This is a genomic window from Pseudomonas sp. NFACC04-2 (genome assembly GCF_900119265.1).
Classification (GTDB): Bacteria; Pseudomonadota; Gammaproteobacteria; order Pseudomonadales; family Pseudomonadaceae; genus Aquipseudomonas; species Aquipseudomonas fluorescens_AA.
Genome location: NZ_FPJC01000023.1, coordinates 34345 through 53733, shown reverse-complemented (window position 1 = coordinate 53733; position 19389 = coordinate 34345). Strand labels below are relative to the sequence as shown.

Annotated in this window: 6 protein-coding genes and 1 pseudogene; all 7 read left to right on the top strand. The window is 61.1% G+C overall.

The features are described 5' to 3' along the window. Nucleotides 1-113 precede the first annotated feature (113 nt). The 7 genes and pseudogenes from katG (at nt 114) to BT125_RS23880 (ending at nt 19362) form a co-directional block, all read left to right on the top strand. Nucleotides 114-2378: a catalase/peroxidase HPI gene (gene katG / locus BT125_RS23910; RefSeq protein ID WP_072411048.1), complete on the top strand. Its 2265-nt coding sequence runs from the start codon at nt 114-116 to the stop codon at nt 2376-2378. Between the two features lie 40 nt (nt 2379-2418). Further along, a pseudogene (locus tag BT125_RS30100) lies at nt 2419-3690 on the top strand (methyl-accepting chemotaxis protein); the annotation flags it as partial. A 42-nt stretch (nt 3691-3732) separates the two neighbouring features. Further along, a complete protein-coding gene (locus BT125_RS30095) occupies nt 3733-4596 on the top strand; it encodes a methyl-accepting chemotaxis protein (RefSeq protein WP_371857826.1) in 864 nt (287 codons plus the stop codon). A gap of 331 nt (nt 4597-4927) precedes the next feature. Further along, on the top strand, nt 4928-7483 hold the full coding sequence (locus BT125_RS23895) for a Tc toxin subunit A (protein WP_072411034.1): 2556 nt from the start codon (nt 4928-4930) through the stop codon (nt 7481-7483). A gap of 31 nt (nt 7484-7514) precedes the next feature. After that, the gene (locus BT125_RS23890) at nt 7515-12083 is read left to right on the top strand and encodes a Tc toxin subunit A-related protein (protein ID WP_072411022.1); all 4569 of its coding nucleotides are present in this window, start codon (nt 7515-7517) and stop codon (nt 12081-12083) included. Then, nucleotides 12080-16567: a SpvB/TcaC N-terminal domain-containing protein gene (locus tag BT125_RS23885; RefSeq protein ID WP_072411020.1), complete on the top strand. Its 4488-nt coding sequence runs from the start codon at nt 12080-12082 to the stop codon at nt 16565-16567. Before BT125_RS23890 ends, BT125_RS23885 begins: the two co-directional genes overlap by 4 nt. Beyond that, nucleotides 16564-19362: an RHS repeat-associated core domain-containing protein gene (locus BT125_RS23880; RefSeq protein ID WP_072411018.1), complete on the top strand. Its 2799-nt coding sequence runs from the start codon at nt 16564-16566 to the stop codon at nt 19360-19362. Before BT125_RS23885 ends, BT125_RS23880 begins: the two co-directional genes overlap by 4 nt. Nucleotides 19363-19389 lie beyond the last annotated feature (27 nt).

Genomic DNA, 19389 nt, shown 5'->3' with positions numbered 1-19389 from the left:
ACATGATCTGTTGAACGAACTGTGAGCCCTGCGCCCTGTGTAATTCGCCTGTCGCTATTCGAAGCCCCCGCCGGGCTGGATAGCTGGATGAATACGACCAAAGGTAGCTTCTCATGGCAAACGAATCGAAATGCCCGTTCAATCACGCCGCTGGCGGTGGCACAACGAACCGCGACTGGTGGCCAAACCAACTGAATCTGAAGATCCTGCACCAGCACTCCTCGCTGTCCGACCCAATGGGCGAGGATTTCAACTATGCCGAAGCCTTCAAGCGCCTGGACTTCCAGGCTTTGAAACAAGACCTGCATGCGCTGATGACCGACTCGCAAGAGTGGTGGCCGGCGGACTTCGGCCACTATGGACCGCTCTTTGTCCGCATGGCCTGGCACAGTGCAGGCACCTACCGCACCGGTGATGGGCGCGGTGGGGCGGGTTCCGGCCAGCAGCGGTTTGCACCGCTCAACAGCTGGCCCGACAACGTCAGCCTCGACAAGGCCCGTCGGCTGCTGTGGCCGATCAAGCAGAAGTATGGCCGCAACATCTCCTGGGCCGACCTGATCGTCCTCACCGGCAACGTCGCGCTGGAGTCCATGGGCTTCAAGACCTTCGGCTTTTCCGGTGGTCGTGCCGATGTCTGGGAGCCGGATGAAGACGTCTACTGGGGCTCCGAAAACAAATGGCTGGGGGGCGACGTTCGCTACGGCAAGCCCGACAAAGCCGCCATGCAGGAGCCCGGCGAAGGCCAATTGGTGGCCGAACCTGGCAACGAAGAAAGCCGCACCGAGGAAGGACGCAACCTGGAGAACCCGCTGGCCGCCGTGCAGATGGGGCTGATCTATGTCAACCCGGAAGGCCCCGAGGGCCAACCGGACCCGGTCGCCGCCGGGCTGGATATTCGCGAAACCTTCGGCCGCATGGCGATGAACGACGAAGAAACCGTAGCACTGATTGCCGGCGGCCACGCCTTCGGCAAGACCCACGGCGCCGGGCCTGCGGATAACGTCGGCGCGGAGCCCGAAGCCGCTGGCCTGGAGCTGCAAGGGCTGGGCTGGAAAAACACCTTCGGCACCGGCAAGGGGCCCGATACCATCACCAGTGGCCTGGAAGTCACCTGGACCACCACGCCCACCCGCTGGAGCAACAACTATCTGGAGAACCTGTTCGGCTTCGAATGGGAACTGACCAAGAGCCCGGCAGGCGCGCATCAATGGACGCCAAAAAACGGCGCAGGCGCGGGCATCATCCCCGATGCCCATGACCCGGCCAAACGGCGTAATCCAACGATGTTGACCACCGACCTGGCGCTGCGCTTCGACCCGATCTACGAAAAAATCTCCCGGCGTTTCCTGGAAAACCCGGAGCAATTGTCCGACGCCTTTGCCCGCGCCTGGTTCAAGCTGATCCACCGCGACATGGGCCCGCTCTCACGCTACCTAGGCCCGGAACTGCCCAACGAAGAACTGCTGTGGCAAGACCCTATCCCGGCGGTCGACCATCCGCTGGTCAACGACAGCGACATCGCCGCCCTCAAAGGCAAGCTGCAGGCCTCGGGCCTCACGGTTCCACAGCTGGTGTCCACAGCGTGGGCCGCGGCTTCCACCTTCCGTGGTTCCGACAAACGTGGCGGTGCCAACGGTGGCCGCCTGCGCCTGGCCCCGCAGAAGGATTGGCCAGCCAACCAGCCAGAACAACTGGCCCAAGTGCTGGCGACCCTGGAAAGGGTTCGGAGCGAGTTCAACACGGCCCAAGCCGACGGCAAGAAAATCTCCCTGGCGGACCTGATCGTGCTGGCCGGCAGCGCCGGTATCGAACAGGCCGCGAAAAATGCCGGGCTCAGCGTGACGGTACCGTTCACGCCAGGACGCATGGACGCGAGCCAGGAGCAGACGGACGTCGAGTCGTTCGGTTTTCTCGAGCCCATCGCCGATGGTTTCCGCAACTACCTCAAGGGCCGGTACCGCGTGTCCGCCGAGGCACTGCTGATCGACAAGGCACAACTGTTGACCCTCACTGCCCCGCAAATGACGGCACTGATTGGCGGCCTGCGGGTACTGGATACCAACGTCGGCCACACCGCGCACGGTGTCTTTACCCAACGGCCAGGCACCTTGAGCAACGACTTTTTCGTCAACCTGCTCGACATGGGCGTGGAATGGAAAGCCCTTTCCGACACTCAGGAAACCTTCGAAGCTCGCGACCGCAAGACCGGCCAGGTCAAATGGACCGGCACTCGCGTCGACCTGGTCTTCGGCTCCAACGCGCAGCTGCGGGCCCTGGCCGAAGTCTATGCAAGCCCGGATGCCCAGGAGCAGTTCGTCAAGGACTTCATCGCGGCGTGGGTCAAGGTGATGAACCTGGATCGGTTCGATCTGCGGTGAAAAGCGCCCAAGTCCATGAGGTCGTGCAAGGAGCGGCCTCATGAACTTTTCTTCACCCCGCGCCTGCGTGGGATTGGGTAAAGTCCCCTCGCTCATTCAAGAAACTAAGGTTTTAGCCCGCGCTCCCAGCGGGCTTTTTTTTGCCTGCCATTCAGCGAAACCGCGATATCCGGAAAAAATCTTTCAGATCCAGCCCCCGCCGCCGATAAAGCCCTGCACACGTTTTTGCTGGCTCTTAACAACAACAATCTTCCAGCGTACTGACGATCAAGCAGCACAACGTTCCTGGAGGAATTTGATGAATAGCTGGTTTGGCAACATTAGCGTCAACATGAAATTGGGCCTGGGCTTCGGCCTGGTGCTGGTACTGACCTGCCTGCTGGCCCTGACCAGTTGGACCAGCCTGGGCGGCCTGATCCAGCGCAGCAACTGGATGAGCGATATCACTCAGCTCAACGCCGGCCTGACCAAACTTCGCGTCACCCGCCTGCAATACATGCTGACCAATGGCGACGAAACCGCCGCACAAAATGTGCAGACCACCCTCGATGGTTTCGTGGCGCAACAGAATGCCCTGCTCAGCAGCTTCAAGAGCCCGGCAAACGTCAAGCTGCTCAAGGAGCAGAGCGCGGTCATCAGTGCCTATCAGGTTTCCCTGAACAAAATGCGCAGCGCCTACCGCACCGGCAACAGCGCCCGCGACGCCATGGGCGCGAACGCCGAGGTCGCCTACAAGCTGATCGAGGCCATCGACGCCGACGTGCGGCACATGGCCCTCAGCGATGAACGTTTCGTCCAGTTCCAGGCCATCACCGAGGCCAAACAGGCCTTCATGCTGGCCCGCTATGAAGTGCGCGGCTACACCGCCAACAGCAACGCCGACACCGAACGCAAGGCCATCGCCCAACTGGACGCCGCCATCGCTTCGCTCGAGCCGCTGAATGAACATTTCTCCAGCAGCCGCCAGGATGAACTGCGCCAGTTGGAAAACGCCCTGACCCAGTACCGCAGCGCCGTGCAGGCCTTCAAGCTGGCCACCGCCGATGTGGTCCAGGCCCGCAAGGAAATGACCGACCAGGGCACGACCATCGTGGCCTTGAGCGAGCAGCTGTACCAGATCCAACTCGACCGCCGCGACGCTGAAAGCGCCGAGGCCCGCACCCTGCAACTGATCAGCACCCTGCTGGCGTTGCTGGTCGGTGTTATTGCGGCCGTCATCATTACCCGCCAGATCACCGGCCCGCTGCGCGAAACCCTGGCCGTGGTCGAACGCATTGCCAGTGGCGACCTGTCGCAGAATGTCATCGTCACCCGCCGTGACGAACTGGGCGTGCTGCAACAAGGCATCGCACGCATGGGCGTGACCCTGCGTGACCTGATCAGCGGCATCCGCGATGGCGTGACCCAGATCGCCAGCGCCGCCGAAGAGTTGTCCGCCGTGACCGAGCAGACCAGCGCCGGGGTCAACAGCCAGAAAGTCGAGACCGACCAGGTCGCGACCGCCATGCACGAGATGACCGCCACGGTCCAGGAAGTCGCGCGCAACGCCGAAGAGGCCTCCCAGGCAGCCGCCGCCGCGGATGGCGAAGCCCGCGCCGGCGACAAGGTGGTCAGCGAAGCCATCGCCCAGATCGAACGCCTGGCCAGCGAAGTGGTGCGTTCCACCGACGCCATGACCGTGCTGCAACAGGAAAGCGACAAGATCGGCAGCGTCATGGACGTGATCAAGGCCGTGGCCGAGCAGACCAACCTGTTGGCGCTCAACGCCGCCATCGAAGCGGCCCGCGCCGGTGAAGCCGGGCGTGGTTTCGCCGTGGTGGCCGACGAAGTCCGTGGCCTGGCCCAGCGCACGCAGAAATCCACCGAGGAAATCGAAGGCCTGGTGGCCGGCCTGCAGAACGGTACCCAGCAAGTGGCCGCCGTGATGAACAACAGCCGCAGCCTCACCGACAGCAGCGTGGCCCTGACGCGCAAGGCTGGGGAATCCCTGGGAAACATCACCCGCACGGTGTCGAACATCCAGTCGATGAACCAGCAGATCGCCGCCGCTGCCGAGCAGCAAAGCGCCGTGGCCGAGGAGATCAGCCGCAGCATCATCAACGTGCGCGACGTGTCAGAACAGACCGCCGCCGCCAGCGAAGAAACCGCCGCCTCCAGCGTGGAGCTGGCGCGGCTGGGTAATCAATTGCAGATGATGGTGAGCCACTTCAGGGTTTGATCATGGATCAACGCCCGGCTCCGATGGGATACGGGCGTTATGGATGAAGCACTCTTCAAGCGTTCCAGGGGTTGATGACTTCAACCCCTGAGCACTCAAAGTCTCGGGTATTGCGAGTTGCAATCAGCGCCCAGTGAGTACGGCAAATAGCGGCAAATCGGCCATGCTTGCCGTCCTCCTCCCCCAGGGGAACCCACCGGTACCAAAAACCGCCCCACGTATCGCCCTTTCGTACACATCTTCCCCTGAAGTCCTACCGTTTTTTTCTGCGTGCTCCTGTACGGTTTTCTCCCGAAACGCACATTTCGTTCGAACAGGAGATAGACCCCACATGGACGTTAGCAACGACTCGCTGCTGCACCGGCTCGTCGCCTTCCCTGCCCGCAAGAAAACTTCAGAAACTAAATTCAGAACAGCCCTGCAGCACATGGGTGTGACGTCGGTGTTCGACATCGTGCGCATGGACAAAGCGCAGTTCGCCCTCGAACTCGCCAAGCACAGCGACGCGGATGGCGGGCGGGTGTATGACAGCGCTGTGAGTTATGCCGGACAAATCAGCCGCCTGTACCAGGAGCACCGCGTATCTCCCAGGAAGGACACCCAGCCAAGTTTCCGGCACAGCCTGGATTCGGATTCAACGCCAGCGTCCGTCGGTTATCAGGCACTCTTCGAAGAAAATTGGGATCAGTTCTGCAACGAAGGCGACATCGCCGCCATCGACTCACCGGTGGCGTATCTACGAGCCCTTTATCTGTTCGCCCGGCAATTGGAGCAGCTACCGGCCTCAGTGCAAGCCGCCAGGATCGCCCTGGAAGAGCGACGGCCGGACCTCGGCAAGCTGATGCTCGATCGACAGAGCGCCTTCGCCACGTGCCCGATGCTTGAGATCATCAACGACACCCTGCGCAGCAACATCGCGGCGCACCTGGCCAGTACCGGCAGGAACGAGACCGTCCAGCAGGTGCTGGCCAGCGAGCACTATCCCTTTTCGCTGCCCTACGACCTGCACCATCACCAGTGCCTGCTCGGGCTGGGCGCAGGCAAACCCGCGCTAGGCGAGCTGAACTATCGGATCAGCCTGCAATTGCCATTTTCACCAGGCCCCTCGACGTATGGTCAGGTCACGACCTCTCATCACGATGCCCAAAAGCTGTTGTCCGGACTCAGCCCGGAACAACAGAATCTGCTGCTCGCGCCAAGCGCTTCAAGCGCCAGGCCTGACGCGCTGAAGAAAAGCTATGGCACCCAGGACATCACACGCCTGGATCAGCTCGATTTTTTCCAGGAACGCACCGGGCTGACGACGGACCTGGTGGAACAATTCCTGGCGCAAGGCCGCTACAGCCCTCGCAGCTCGATCAACAGCCCAGACGCAACACAAAGCGCTTATGGCGCCAGCTACATCAACGGGTCGGAAAGTACTCCCGCCCTGCGCATCGAAACCCAAGGGGCTTCGCGCGTCTTCATGCACTATTCCGATGAACGTTTCGACCGTCTCCAGCGCATGATCCGCCTGCATCGCTGGACCGGTATCCCCGTGGCCGAACTGGACACGCTGATCATTAATGCCCTGCGATCCGAGGGAAGCGACACACTCAGCGCCAACACGTTGCGCACCCTTGGCGTCTACCGGTATCTGAACCAACGTCATGGCATCGCGCCTGAAGAGTTCGCTTCTTTGCTGCACGACATGCCGATTGAAGCCTGCGGGGAGCGAGTCCCGTTGTTCGATCAGGTGTTCAACCGCACCCGCTTGCTTGAAAACCCCGTGTGGCAACTCCCCAAGAAGCCACTGGCCGTCACCGACCAGCAAACCTTCAGTTACTTGAGTGCCGGCCTCGGATTGCCCATGACCCACGACGCGTTGCCATTGCTTGCGCAACAGAGCGAACAATACCTGCCGGGGTTGGAACACGACCTGCCCACGGTTTCATCCCTCTACCGCCAGGCCCGCATCGCCCGGATGCTGGGCCTATCGCCGCTGGAGTGCACCGAGCTGGCCCGACTATTGGGCGGGGACGATTACGGCAAGGCACTGGTGACCGGGCGACTGTCTCCCCCGGCATCCTCAACGCCCGACATTCTCGACGTACTGATGGCCCTGGATTGGTCCGTCGGCTGGCTCAGGCAAAACGGGCTCGATGTGCAGCAGTGGTGTCGTCTGTTCGCTGAACCAGAAGCGGGCTTGCCGCTGAGCCAGAACCTGAAACAACGCCTGGCGAAACTTCGAGCGGACACCAACGCCGAACACGACCCTCAGCACCTGATTGAAACCCTGCTGCATGACATGGCCGACCTTTCCACCGAGCTCGTCCCTCACGTGATGCAAATGGCCGACACCGATGCCGAGGCGCTTGTCGCGGCCATCAAGGCTGTCCCGGGCATCATGCCTCAGGCGTTGGCAAAGGTACTTCGCGCCGCCGAGGCTTGCCAACACCTGCACCTGGACAGCAGCACGCTGAACGCCTTGATGGAAAACCCGACATGGCTGGCCTCGAACGCTTCCAGAGCCCTCACGCCGCAGACGCTGTATCTGCTCGAGCGTTTCAGCCATTGCGCCCGTCACCAGGCGCAGTCGGAAGAAAACCTGCTGCACTACCTGCACGTCGCCAACCAGGACGGCCAACAGGCGGAAAACGAAGCCAACAGTATGTTGGCCAGCCTCCTGAACTGGAACAGCGAAGAAGTGCAACGCCTCACGGCGCAATTGGAACCGCGACGCGCAACGTCAATGGAAGCGGTGGATTGGGTCATGCGCTGCCAGGCGTGTTGCGTCAGCACAGGGCTGTCGGCAGAGCTGCTGCTCAAGGCAACCGCACTGACTACCCAGAGCCCTGCATCGGATTGGAAAACCGTCGGCGAAGCGCTGATCGCGGCCAGCCATTGACCACCCCCACTTCAATATTCAAGGATCGAATATGACCGTTGCCCTGAAAAAGCAGCTCGATGAAAGCCTGCGCGATGCCCTGCTGGCGCTCTATCTGAACAAGGTCGCGCCCGACCAGGCCACGACAAAAAACCACCAGCTCAAGACAGCCCGTGACCTCTACGAATACTGGCTGCTCGATGTGCTGGTCAGCCAGGACGTGCCCACCACGCCAGTGGCCTGCGCCATTGCCAGCCTGCAGCAGTACATCAACCGCATCCTGATGAACCTGGAGCCCGGTTACGACCCGGCCAGTATTGGCGCCGAGCGTCTGAAAACGTGGCGCGATGAGATGCATCAGTACCCCACCTGGGCCGCCCATCAAAAACTGCTGTACTTCCCCGCGACTTATCTCGACCCCGCCCTGAGGGCCAACAAAAGCGAGAATTTCCGGCAATTGGAAAACGAGCTCAGCCAGAACCAGATTCAACCCGATGCCGTTCAAACGGCGGTCATGGCCTACCTGACTCGCTTCGAAGAAGTCGCCAACCTGAACATTCTCAACGGCTACATCGACGGCTCGGACTTTGCCAACAGCACCTATTACTTCATTGCCAAATCTCGCTCCGAAAATAGCTACTTCTGGCGCTCGTTGAACATGGCCCAGCGTCCACTCGACGGCACGCCACTGCCACCACCGGCCATCGCGCCCAAGCGGGACCAGTCGGATCCGTACGCCTGGTCGGACTGGGAAAAAGCCGACGTGCCCATTCCCGAGAATGCGGCCGAGCACTCGATTCGGCCGGTCTGGTTCAACAATCGTCTGTTCGTGACCTGGGCCGAATGCATCCACCAGGATCCCTCCGCCAACGCCCCTTCGCAGACCAATACCACGCCATCGGGCAAGACTCACCCGCTCTTGCGCTTGAGCTATTGCTTCAAGAAACAGGACGGCAACTGGAGCACTCCGCGGGTGGCCTTGCAAGGCTATTGCGAGGATGGGGCGCTTGGCAGCAAGGACGTGAACGCAATCAAGGCGTTGATACGCACCGTTGCGGTACGGCACAGCAACGGTTCGCAGGACGTCCTGTTTCTGGCCCTGTATGGTTATAAATCCCTGGTAGCGTCGGGCGTCACCACCGACAACAACCTCGTCTTCAACAGAACGACTTGCATCGACAAGCACCTCAGCCTTGAACCGGTTCGCTCAGCGGACTCCGCCACCGAGAAAGCATTCCTGGACGCTGCCGTCCAGCGCATCCAAGCCAAAACCTCCACAGACCTCGAACTCGTAGAAGCCGCTCCGCCCAGCGACATGCCCTCTAGCATGTCGGATTTCGAAAGTGCCTATCGCGATCGGATCAACCTGCGCTATACCAGGCACGGGTCCAGGCTCACACTGCACATGACGGCTAACATCGGCATTACCGGCGTAGGATTCATAACTCACCTGCCACGTAACACAATGCACTTGAGGGTGGATAACTCCTCCACTGTTGAACCTCACCTTCAATTCACTTTGGTATTCCCTGCTCAAGGCCTGCCGCAAACTCCCTACATGAGGCTCAATGGAGGTTCGAGACTTCGTCTCATCAACACCCCGGTCTCTCTCGACCGACGCTTCACGCTGTCCTTCAGGCACACGCCTGACGCACTGAGAGACAGTGAACACTCGCCCACCGTCACGCTATCCAGCCAGACCAACCTTGAAGGTAAATTCATTTCCACGGATGCCGTAAGACGACTGCTCGAGGCGAGCCGGCGTGAGAATACAAGCTCTTCCACAATCGCATCGGAAACCATTACCCTGCAAGGGGAGCACGCCAAACCTTTTGACGTGGGGCCCCTCGCTGTTCTGCGCGATGAACCGCTGAACAAGCAATATGTCGTCTTCCGGCAACCACCCACCTTAGCGGACCGCCCCCTGACCTACGACGACCTGACCGTCGTGGCCGAGTCCCTACCCGCGGAGCACCTGGCGCAGTCCTTTGATTTCGAGTGGCCCGGTAACGATCCCGGTCACGACGGCATCACCCTTCTTCTCGGGGTGGCGTTCGTCCATCCCCTCGAACCGGCAACGAAGCTCTATTCCGTCCTCAAGGCTATTACGCTGAAGCTCCCTTTAAAGCGCCAGCAACCTCCGACTATTACTCACGTCACGACACCCGGCCTGGGAACCACCCAATTCATCGACTTCGCCAAGTCCGCTATCGAAACCAGTGACGCCTCCAGCCGACTTCGCCCACCCATCCGATTGAACACGGTATTCGCCACCGAACTGATCCGCCGTACCGAAAACAGTCTGGATGAGCTGTTCGACTGGACGACACAACACCTGCAGGAACCCGCAATGCCCGGTGACTCGGCCAACGGCATGGATTTCCATGGCGCCTATGGCCGTTACTTCACCGAGTTGTTTCTCTATCTGCCCTGGCTGGTCGCCCATCGCTTGAATGCTGAACAGCACCACGAGGAGGCCGAGCGCTGGCTGCGCTATACCTTCGACCCGGGTCGCGACAGGAAGGCGTTTTGGCGGAGCGTGCCGCTGATCGACAACAGCATGCCTTCGTATTCCCACCAGGCCCCCCACGATCCCCATCAGATTGCCCTCAGTCATCCCGTACACTTTCGCAAGGCCCTGTACTTCCTGTACCTCGACATCCTGATCAGCCGAGGCGATGCCGCGTACCGCGAGATGACCCCTGACGGGCTCAGCGAGGCAAAGCTGTGGTATGTGCGGGTGCTGGACCTGCTGGGGCCACGCCCGGTCGTCCAACCGGCCGATCCCTGGACTGCCATCAGCTTGAAAGCGCTGAGCGACACCGCCGATGACAGCCTGCGCACTTTCGAATACGCGCTGACCGGCTTGACCGACAGTCACACACTGGCCCTTCGCGAAGGCAGCTCGCGGCTGACCCTGCCGGCGATCGACAGCCCGTATTTGCATTTGCCATTCAATCCGCAACTGCTCAAGTGCTGGGATCTCGCTGAAAGTCGCCTGTACAACCTGCGACATAACCTCGACATGGCCGGCAAGCCGCTGCATTTGCCGATCATCGCGGCGCCGCTGGACCCGCGAGCGCTCTCCAGCGCCAACGCCCTGAGTCTCCCGGACAGCCCGGCGACAGGTCTGCCGAGCGTCACCCTGCCCCATTATCGCTTCACCGTCATGCACAGCCATGCCCAGAATGCCGTGGAAAGCCTCAGCCAATTCGGCACGCTGTTGCTGTCGCTGATCGAGCGCAAGGAACAGGCCCAGTTGCAGGAGCTGCAACAACAGCAAGCCTGGGACCTGGCAAAAATTTCCGTCGACCTGCAACGCCAGGCCTTGATCATCGATCAGCGCAATCGCCAGGCCTTGCTGGCCAGCAAGGCGATTGTCCAGGGCCGGATCAATCACTATCAGCAATTGCTGGACAACGGTATCAGTGGCGCCGAGACCCTGGCCTGCCAGTTGTACTTGAACAGCGGTGCCTCCGAGCTCTCGGCATCGGACGCCCAGGTCACGGCTGGCGGCCTGATGATGGCTCCGAACATCTTTGGTTTCAGCAATGGCGGCATTCGCTGGGAAGGTGCCATGCACGCGGCTACCGCACTCGCCCAAGGCGCCGCCATCGACGATCGTACGGCGGCGGCTCATCTCGATCGCACGGCACAGTTCAATCGTCGCGAAGAAGAATGGACCCTGATTCGTGACCAGGCACAACTCGAACTGGCCCAGATCGACGCACAACTGGCGCAATTCACCGAGCAGCAAACCGCCACTCGCCTGCAATTGCGGCTTGCCGAATCGACCCTGGGCCAAGCCAAGGCCCACTACGACTTCCTAAGCAAGCGCTTTACCAAGGCGCAACTGTATCAATGGCTGAACAGCCAGTTGGTCGCACTGTATCGCCAGGCCTACGACGCGACATTGAGCCTGTGCCTGGCCGCCGAAGCCTGTTGGCAGCATGAAATAGCCGACTTCGACACACGCTTCATTCAACCTGGCGCCTGGCATGCGACCTATCGCGGGCTTGGCGCTGGCGAGCGGCTGAAGATGAACCTGTTGAAGATGCACGCCGAATATCTGCAACGTCACGAGCGGGAGCTGGAAATCCGCAAGACAATATCGTTGCGACAACTCAAGGGCAAAACCGCTGCCAGCTCTCTCAACAAGGAGTGGGCGCAGTTGCACGCCGACTTGAAGCAGGGCGGGTGCGAGTTCGAGCTGACCCATCAATTGTTCGAAGACGATTACAAGGACCAGCAACATTATCTGCGACGCATCAAAACCATCAGCGTGACCTTGCCCACCGTCGTCGGGCCCTATGAAAACATTCGAGCCACGCTGACCCAGACCGCCAGCACCGTGTTCCTGTCGCCGGGCGATCAAGGCCGGGCCATGGAGAGCTGGCGCGCCAACCAGCAGATTGCCCTTTCGACGGGTGTCGACGACAACGGTCTGTTCACCCTGAGCTTCGACGATGATCGCTACCTGCCGTTCGAATACACCGGTGCGATTTCCAAGTGGCAGCTGAACTTCCCGAACCCCGAGGCCCAAAAAGACCTGCTGGAGTCGCTGACCGACGTCATCGTGCACGTGAGTTATACCGCCAGGGTCGGTGGAGGTGTGCAATGAATGAACACGCCCCGCTGCCTGTCACCGCACCGTCCCTGCCCAAGGGGGGCGGCGCCATTCAAAGCATCGGCAAAGGATCGAGCCCCGTCGGCGCCCACGGTACGGCCTCCTATGAGATTGCCCTGCCCATTTCGCCTGGGCGTGGCTTTGCGCCGCCCTTGTCCCTGAACTATCTCAGCTCGCTCGGCAACGGGGTGTTCGGCATCGGCTGGGGATTGTCGTTACCCAGCGTGGCGCGACGCACCAGCAAGGGCGTACCGGCGTATACCGAGGACGATGAGATCGTCGGCCCCTCCGGGGTGGCGTGGCTACCCGAGCGCGATTCACAAGGCGTCATCGCCGCCACCCGCATCGACCACTACAACGGCCTGGACCTGGGTACGCGCTATACCGTCACCCGATACTTTCCAAGAGTCGAAAGCCGCTTCGACCGTATTGAACATTGGTCCTCGCAAGGCGATGAGGTCGGTTTCTGGCTGATGCACGGTGCAGACGGCAGCCTTCACCTTTTTGGCAAGCACCTGTCAGCACGGCGCGCCGCCCCCCAGGATACGAGCCGAGTCGGCGAATGGCTGCTGGAAGAGAGCCTGAACGCCCACGGAGAGCACATCCTCTACCAGTACAAGACAGACACCACGGCCCAACGCTATCTGAGCCAAGTCAGCTATGGCAATTTCAAGGCCGATGCACACCTTTACGCGTGGACAGCGGATCGGCTCGCGAACGTGCAATGGCACTTCGAACTGGTGTTCGACTATGGTGAACGGACCACCGCCTACACAGAAAAACCGGCCTATGAGGGGCAACAGTGGCAAGCCCGGAGCGATGCATTTTCCAGCTTCGCCTACGGTTTTGAGTTGCGCACCGAACGGCTGTGTCGCCAGGTCCTGATGTTTCACCGTTTCCCTGAGGAATTGGGCGCCGTCCCCGTCCTGGTGCGGCGTTTGCTGTTGGATTATCGCCAGACAACCCTGGGTTACCAGCACTTGAGCGCCGCCCATGACCAGGCGTTCGGCGAAGGTGAAGCGGCCGAAAGCCGACCGCCCGTCGAGTTCAGCTACAGCGCCTTCCAGCTTGCGCCTGAGCCCCGCGCCTGGCGCCGTTTCCAGGACATGCCGGGGCTCAACGACGGCCATGCCTATCAACTGATGGACCTGTACGGCGAAGGGCTGCCGGGGGTACTCCATCGAACCGACAACGGCTGGCATTACCGCGAGCCCGTGCGGGCCAAGGCCGAAGGCAACGACGTGGCCTACGGGCCGTGGCGAACGCTCCCCAACATTCCGGCGACCGATATGGCCACACCGGTGCACCAGGCCCTGAGCGACCTCACGGGAGATGGTCGTTTGGATTGGCTCGTCGCCCATCCGCAAGTGAGCGGATTTTTCGCCCTCGATGCCGAACGAAGCTGGTCTGGCTTCGCCACGTTCAATGCACTTGCGCCAGAGTTTTTCAGTCCCCAAGGGCAGTTGGCCGACCTGATGGGCGCCGGGCTCGGCGATCTGGCGGTGATCGGCCCGCGCAGCGTTCGCCTGTATGCCAACCAGCGGGAGCACGGCTTTTCCCCCCCAGTGGAAGTCCCTCGCGAGGAAAACGAAGACGCCCTGCCCCTATTCAGTGCCTCAGCCGGCGAACTGGTGGCTTTCAGCGATGTACTGGGCAGCGGCCAGCAGCATCTGGTGCGCATTCGTCACAACGAAGTGAAGTGCTGGCCCAACCTAGGCCGAGGGCGTTTCGGCAACGCCAGGGTGCTGGACTTTCCTGGGCTGGCCTACGACAGCTTCGACGCCGCGCGTATCCGCCTGGCGGACCTGGATGGCTCCGGCGCTGTCGACCTGATCTATCTGCAAGCGGACCGGGCCCTGATTTTCATGAACCGCTGCGGCCATGGTTTCAGCCCCGCGGTTGCCCTGCCCTGGCCGGAAGGCCTGCGCTACGACCCTCTGTGCCAGGTCAGCATCGCCGACCTGCAAGGGCTCGGTTGCGCCAGCCTGATCCTGAGCGCGCCGCACATGAGCCCGCGGCACTGGCGCTATGACTTCGTCAGCGCCAAACCGTACCTGCTCACCGGCATCCACAACAACATGGGCGCCGATCAGCGCATCCGCTACCGTAGCTCGGCCCAGGAGTGGCTGGATGAAAAACTGCAGCGGATGACGGACGGCAAGCCCCTCACCTGTCGCTTGCCCTTGGCCCTGCACCTGGTTTGCGCTCAGACCCAAGTGGATGAAATAACCGGCAATCGACTGACCCAGGCATTCTCCTATCGCCAGGGTTATTACGACGGCCTCGAACGTGAGTTTCGGGGCTTTGGCCTGTTACTGCAAACCGACACTGAAGCGAGCCCCGACGACACAGAGGTCCAGGCCTTGACCGCCACCTGCCTGAAAAAAACCTGGTTTCACACCGGGCGAAGGGTGAACCTGCCACGCAATGGCTATAGCCGGGCAGACAAGCAAGCCGTGCCACTGGGTAAAACCTTGCTGTGTCACTGGCCGCCAGAGTCGTTACAGGATCGCATCATTGCCTCGCCAGATGCGGCGACCGAACTGGAAATGTCCCGCGCCCTATGTGGCCGGGTATTGCGCAGCGAGGTCTTCGGCATCGACAGACAGTTGAAAACCACCCGTCTGTATTCGGTGGAGGAAAACCGTTATGGGCTGCGCCTGCTGCAAGCGCCCGACAGCGTTCGCCAGCAGGCCCGAATGTTGCCCCTGCTGCTGGAGTCCATCCGCTACCAGTACGAAGGCATTACCGATGACCCGCAATGCCGACACACCCTGAACCTGCAACACGACCGGTACGGCGCGCTGACCCACAGCGTGGACATCCATTACGCCCGACGAAAAACCACCAGCGATACACCACCGTTCAGCGACGCCGAACAGCAACAGTGGTGGCGCGACGCGCATGACCCGGCGCAGCAGCTCTACTACCTGAACGAAACCCGTGCCGAATTCATCCACCTGCAGGCGCCCCAGCAATGGCGACTCGGCCTCCCTTATCGCCAGCGCACCCAGGCGTTGCAACGACCCAAGCTCCCTGAGGATAAGGGGTTGAGCCCACAGAACCTGTCTTTCGAAACGCTCAGCGAACTCACGCAACAGACAACCTGGAAAACCCAAGGCGTGCTGACCGGCTTGTCCGTGCAGCGCTACAGACGCGCGTCGAGCGCAGCGACTCTGCCGGACGGCGTCGCCGATTTCCAGGCCCTGGTCGATCATCTGGAAAGCGCCGAGCTGGATGAAACGGCCTTGGGCGCTTTCCAATTACTGCCACAGGACAGCCGGCCCAAAGGAAAACTATTGGAACGAATGGGTTATCACCGAATGAGCGATTTCCTGCTCGACACCGCGCCTGAGAAAAAACTCTGGTCAGTCAAAAGCGCTTTCACCACCTACGCGCCATTGGCGGGCTTCTACCAAACCAGGACCGTACAACCGAGCAAAAGCCAAGGCGTGTACGAGATAGGCCATGACCCATACGCTTGTCTTGTCACCACCTTCAAACTGCCCGACGGCTGCACCACCCAAGCGTTCTACGATTACCGTTCGCTCCAGCCCCTGCGCATCATCGACCCCAACGGTAACGTACAAGAAAGTCTGTTCGATGCGTTCGGCCAAGTATTGGCTAGCTCTTTTCATGGGGACGAGCACCACACACCCGTAGGGTTCAAGCCGCTCGCACAGTTCAAACGACCACCGCTCAGCAGCCCCGCAGCCGCCATCAACCAAAGCGGGGACGCCCTGCAAGACGCCGCCACGACCCTCTATTACGCGCCCTTCAGTTGGATGGGGCGTGTATCGAAGGTTGCCCGGGCGGACACCGACTGGCTGGCGCGTTGCATGGGCAACGGCGACCTGCTGCCCTCCGGCCATATCCGCGCATCGGCCCGAGCCCGCCTGGCGGAGCTCCAGACACCCTGCGCCGACGATCTCAAGCTGAAAAACGAAATCGAAGCCGCGCCCCGTGAACCAATACACATCGCCACGCTGGTCGCCGACCGCTTCCCGGATGACGACCGAAGACAAATCCGCATCGCCGTCAGTGGCTTCGATGGCTTCGGGCGAACCCTGCAAAGCAAGCAACTCGTCGAACCGGGCCGGGCTTATGTCGTCGACGCCAAGGGCGACCTGACGCTGACGGACAAAAAGCCTAAGGAGCAGATCGCCGCCAGGCGCTGGCGTGTCAGCGAACGGGTGGAATACAACAGCAAGGGCCTGGCGGTGCGTATCTACCGCCCTTATTTCGCCGACCGGCACAGCCACATCAACGATGCGTCCTTGCGCCAGTCCGGGCATTTCGACCAACACTTCTACGACCCACTCGGACGCCCCAGCCACGCGTTACTCGCCAGGCAAAATGGTCTCGCCTACATGCGTCGGCATACACGTCATCCCTGGTACACCGTGGACGAGGACGAGAATGACACGCTGCAGGAAGTCCTGTCCGAACACACCACCACGACCGGAGGTGGCGCATGAACCCACGCCTTCATCACAAGACGCCCACGATTAACGCTCTCGACGGCCGTGGCCTGCCCGTGCGGCAAATCGCTTACTGCCGGCGCGACGCCCAGGCCCCCTCCCAGACGCGCATTACCCAGCAAGACTATGACGCGGCGGGACGAGCGGTGGCGCAGCGTGATCCTCGACTGTTTGCTATGGCGACCGGCGGGGCGAACCTGCGGACGCTCTTCAGTTTGTCCGGCAAGACGCTGTTGCTCGACAGTATCGATGCCGGGTGGCGCCTGTACCTGCCTGGCGAAGCAGGGCAGCTATCGCACTGCTGGGATCAGCGAGGCACCTATTGGCGAACCACCTACGACACGCAACTGCGCATGACGGCCGTCCATGAGCAAGCGGCCGGCGACGTGCCGCGCAGGGTCGAATGCCGGCATTACGGCGACAGTTCGCCGGAGTTCGCAGTGCATAACCGCTGCGGTGCGCTGATCCGTCACGATGACAGCGCCGGCACCCTGCTGATCCATGGCTATGGGCTTTGCGCCAAACCTCTCAGCCAGACCCGGCACCTGCTGGCCACCGCCGAACGCCTGGACTGGCCAGTGCAGGAGATAGACCGCGATCGCTTGCTGGAACAGGGGAACGGCTACACCACCAGTTGGCGCTACGACGCCCTCGCCGAGCTTATCCAGCAGACCGATGCCGCCCAGCACCAACAGCGCTACTCGTTCGATGTTGCCGGTCAGCTCAAGGCCGTGGGCCTGCAGATAAGCAACACAGCGACCGAAAAAGTCATCATGAGCGATCTGATCTATAACGCGTCCGGCCAGATCGAGTCCCAGACGGCCGGCAATGGGGTCGTCAGTCGCGCCGTGTTCGATCCGGCCAACGGTCGATTGATCGCCCTGCGTACGTCGCGGGCGGCCAGCACCTTGCAGGATCTGCGCTACACCTACGACCCGGTGGGCAACGTGACGCATCTCGAGGACAAGGCCCAACCGGTGCAGTTCGGCAATAACCAGCGGGTCGAAGCCGCCAGCACATTCACCTACGACAGCCTTTACCAATTGATCAGCGCGACGGGCCGCGAGGCCGCCGGATTGACCAGCCCCCCGGACCTTCCAGCCCTCGGCAAAACACCCATCGACCCGAATCAGCTGTTCAACTTCACCGAACACTACGAGTACGACGCCGGCGGCAACCTGATTGAGTTGCGCCATCGTCGCGACGGTAACCACTACACCCGGACCCTGAACGTGGCCGCCGCGAGCAATCGCCTGCGCGCCTGGAACAAAGGCCAATCGACGCCCGACGTGGCAGTGGACTTCGATGCCAACGGCAACCAGCAGGCGCTTGCCCCGGGCCAGACGCTGACGTGGAACCTGCGCAACCAGCTCGACGGCGTGGTGTTGGTGCGGCGTGAAAACGCTGCCGATGACATCGAGCGCTATCGCTACGACAGCGGCGGCCAACGGGTACGCAAGCTCCACACAACCCTGGGCGCAACACGGGTTCACACTCGGGAAGTCCGTTATCTGCCAGGCCTCGAAATTCGCACGCGCGATAATGAACGCCTGGAAGTCATCACCCTGCAAGCCGGTCGCTACAACGTGCGCTACCTGCACTGGACCGAAGGCCGACCGTCCGGTATCGCCGCCAACCCGATTCGCTATGGCCTTGGCGACCACCTGGGCTCCAGCTCACTGGAACTCGACGACCAGGGCGGCCTGCTCAGCCAGGAAAGCTACCTGCCCTACGGCGCAACCGCTTGGCAGGCTTCCCGCTCGGCCGTGGAAGCCGATTACCGGACCCTTCGCTACTCCGGCAAGGAACGCGATGCCAGTGGCCTGTATTACTACGGGCAGCGGTACTACGCGCCGTGGTTGCAACGCTGGATCAGCCCCGACCCGGCAGGGGCGGTCGATGGCTTGAACCTGTATGGCATGGTGGGAAACAACCCCCTCAGGTTTGTCGACCGTCAAGGGTGGATGAAGGAGGATTTCATCCAATGGATGAAAGAGGATGGCCACGCCCGCTCCCTGAAAATGATGCAGCCGCCACCGACGAAACACGCTAAAAAACGTGCCGGCACTCATCAAGAAGGTCCTGCAGACCCCGATGCCAGCCCCAGTTTCAGCAAAACCAAACGCAAGGAGCTGGTCGTTCACTCCCATGGTTTGGTCGAGGGCTTGGGCGTGGGTCTCAACGAATTCTACAACCTCACCGGGCCTAAATCCGGCCCGGAGGGATACCGTGGCGTAGACAAGACGTATGGCGGCACCGCCCAAAGCGAAAGTTTCTACCTGAAGTTCGGCAGCTACAGGATTGGCAATACCCATGAATACCTGGCCGACCTGGCCGAACGATACCGCGCGACGAAAAACGATCCGATCCATAAAATCGAACTGGACCTTGACGAGTTAAAGAGCGACCCCACGCTGAGCAGGACTGTCGAGGACGTCCATGAACTTCAGCAATACACCCAGAACCTCATCGCCAAGCACATCGAGAAATCCGACAACATCATTCCCACGCTCACGGGCGGGCCAGGGGCGCACGGAGAAGTCCGCCTGATCAACTCGGTCGTTGCGCTCTACCCGGGTCAAGCTGAAATGAAGCTGTCGAACACGCAACTGTTCACCCACAAAATAACCGGCGTGGACGAACCGAAACCTTTCATTGCCTGTTTCAATTGCAGCGGCATTATCCCGGAAAGCGTCAGTATCAAGACGGGGCGCCACGCTATGGACTATGCGAAATACAACGAGCATGTCTTGGCTATCAGTCGTGCTCCGCGCCCTGGTCTCAGTCCCTGACTGCATCTGGCCAATTCAAACCCGCTC

Bases quoted from the DNA above. Each gene is read 5' to 3' on its own strand.
- BT125_RS23885 (WP_072411020.1), top strand. From the start codon at position 12,080: ATGAATGAACACGCCCCGCTGCCTGTCACCGCACCGTCCCTGCCCAAG.
- BT125_RS30095 (WP_371857826.1), top strand. From the start codon at position 3,733: ATGGGCGTGACCCTGCGTGACCTGATCAGCGGCATCCGCGATGGCGTG.
- BT125_RS23890 (WP_072411022.1), top strand. From the start codon at position 7,515: ATGACCGTTGCCCTGAAAAAGCAGCTCGATGAAAGCCTGCGCGATGCC.
- BT125_RS23895 (WP_072411034.1), top strand. From the start codon at position 4,928: ATGGACGTTAGCAACGACTCGCTGCTGCACCGGCTCGTCGCCTTCCCT.
- katG (WP_072411048.1), top strand. From the start codon at position 114: ATGGCAAACGAATCGAAATGCCCGTTCAATCACGCCGCTGGCGGTGGC.
- BT125_RS23880 (WP_072411018.1), top strand. From the start codon at position 16,564: ATGAACCCACGCCTTCATCACAAGACGCCCACGATTAACGCTCTCGAC.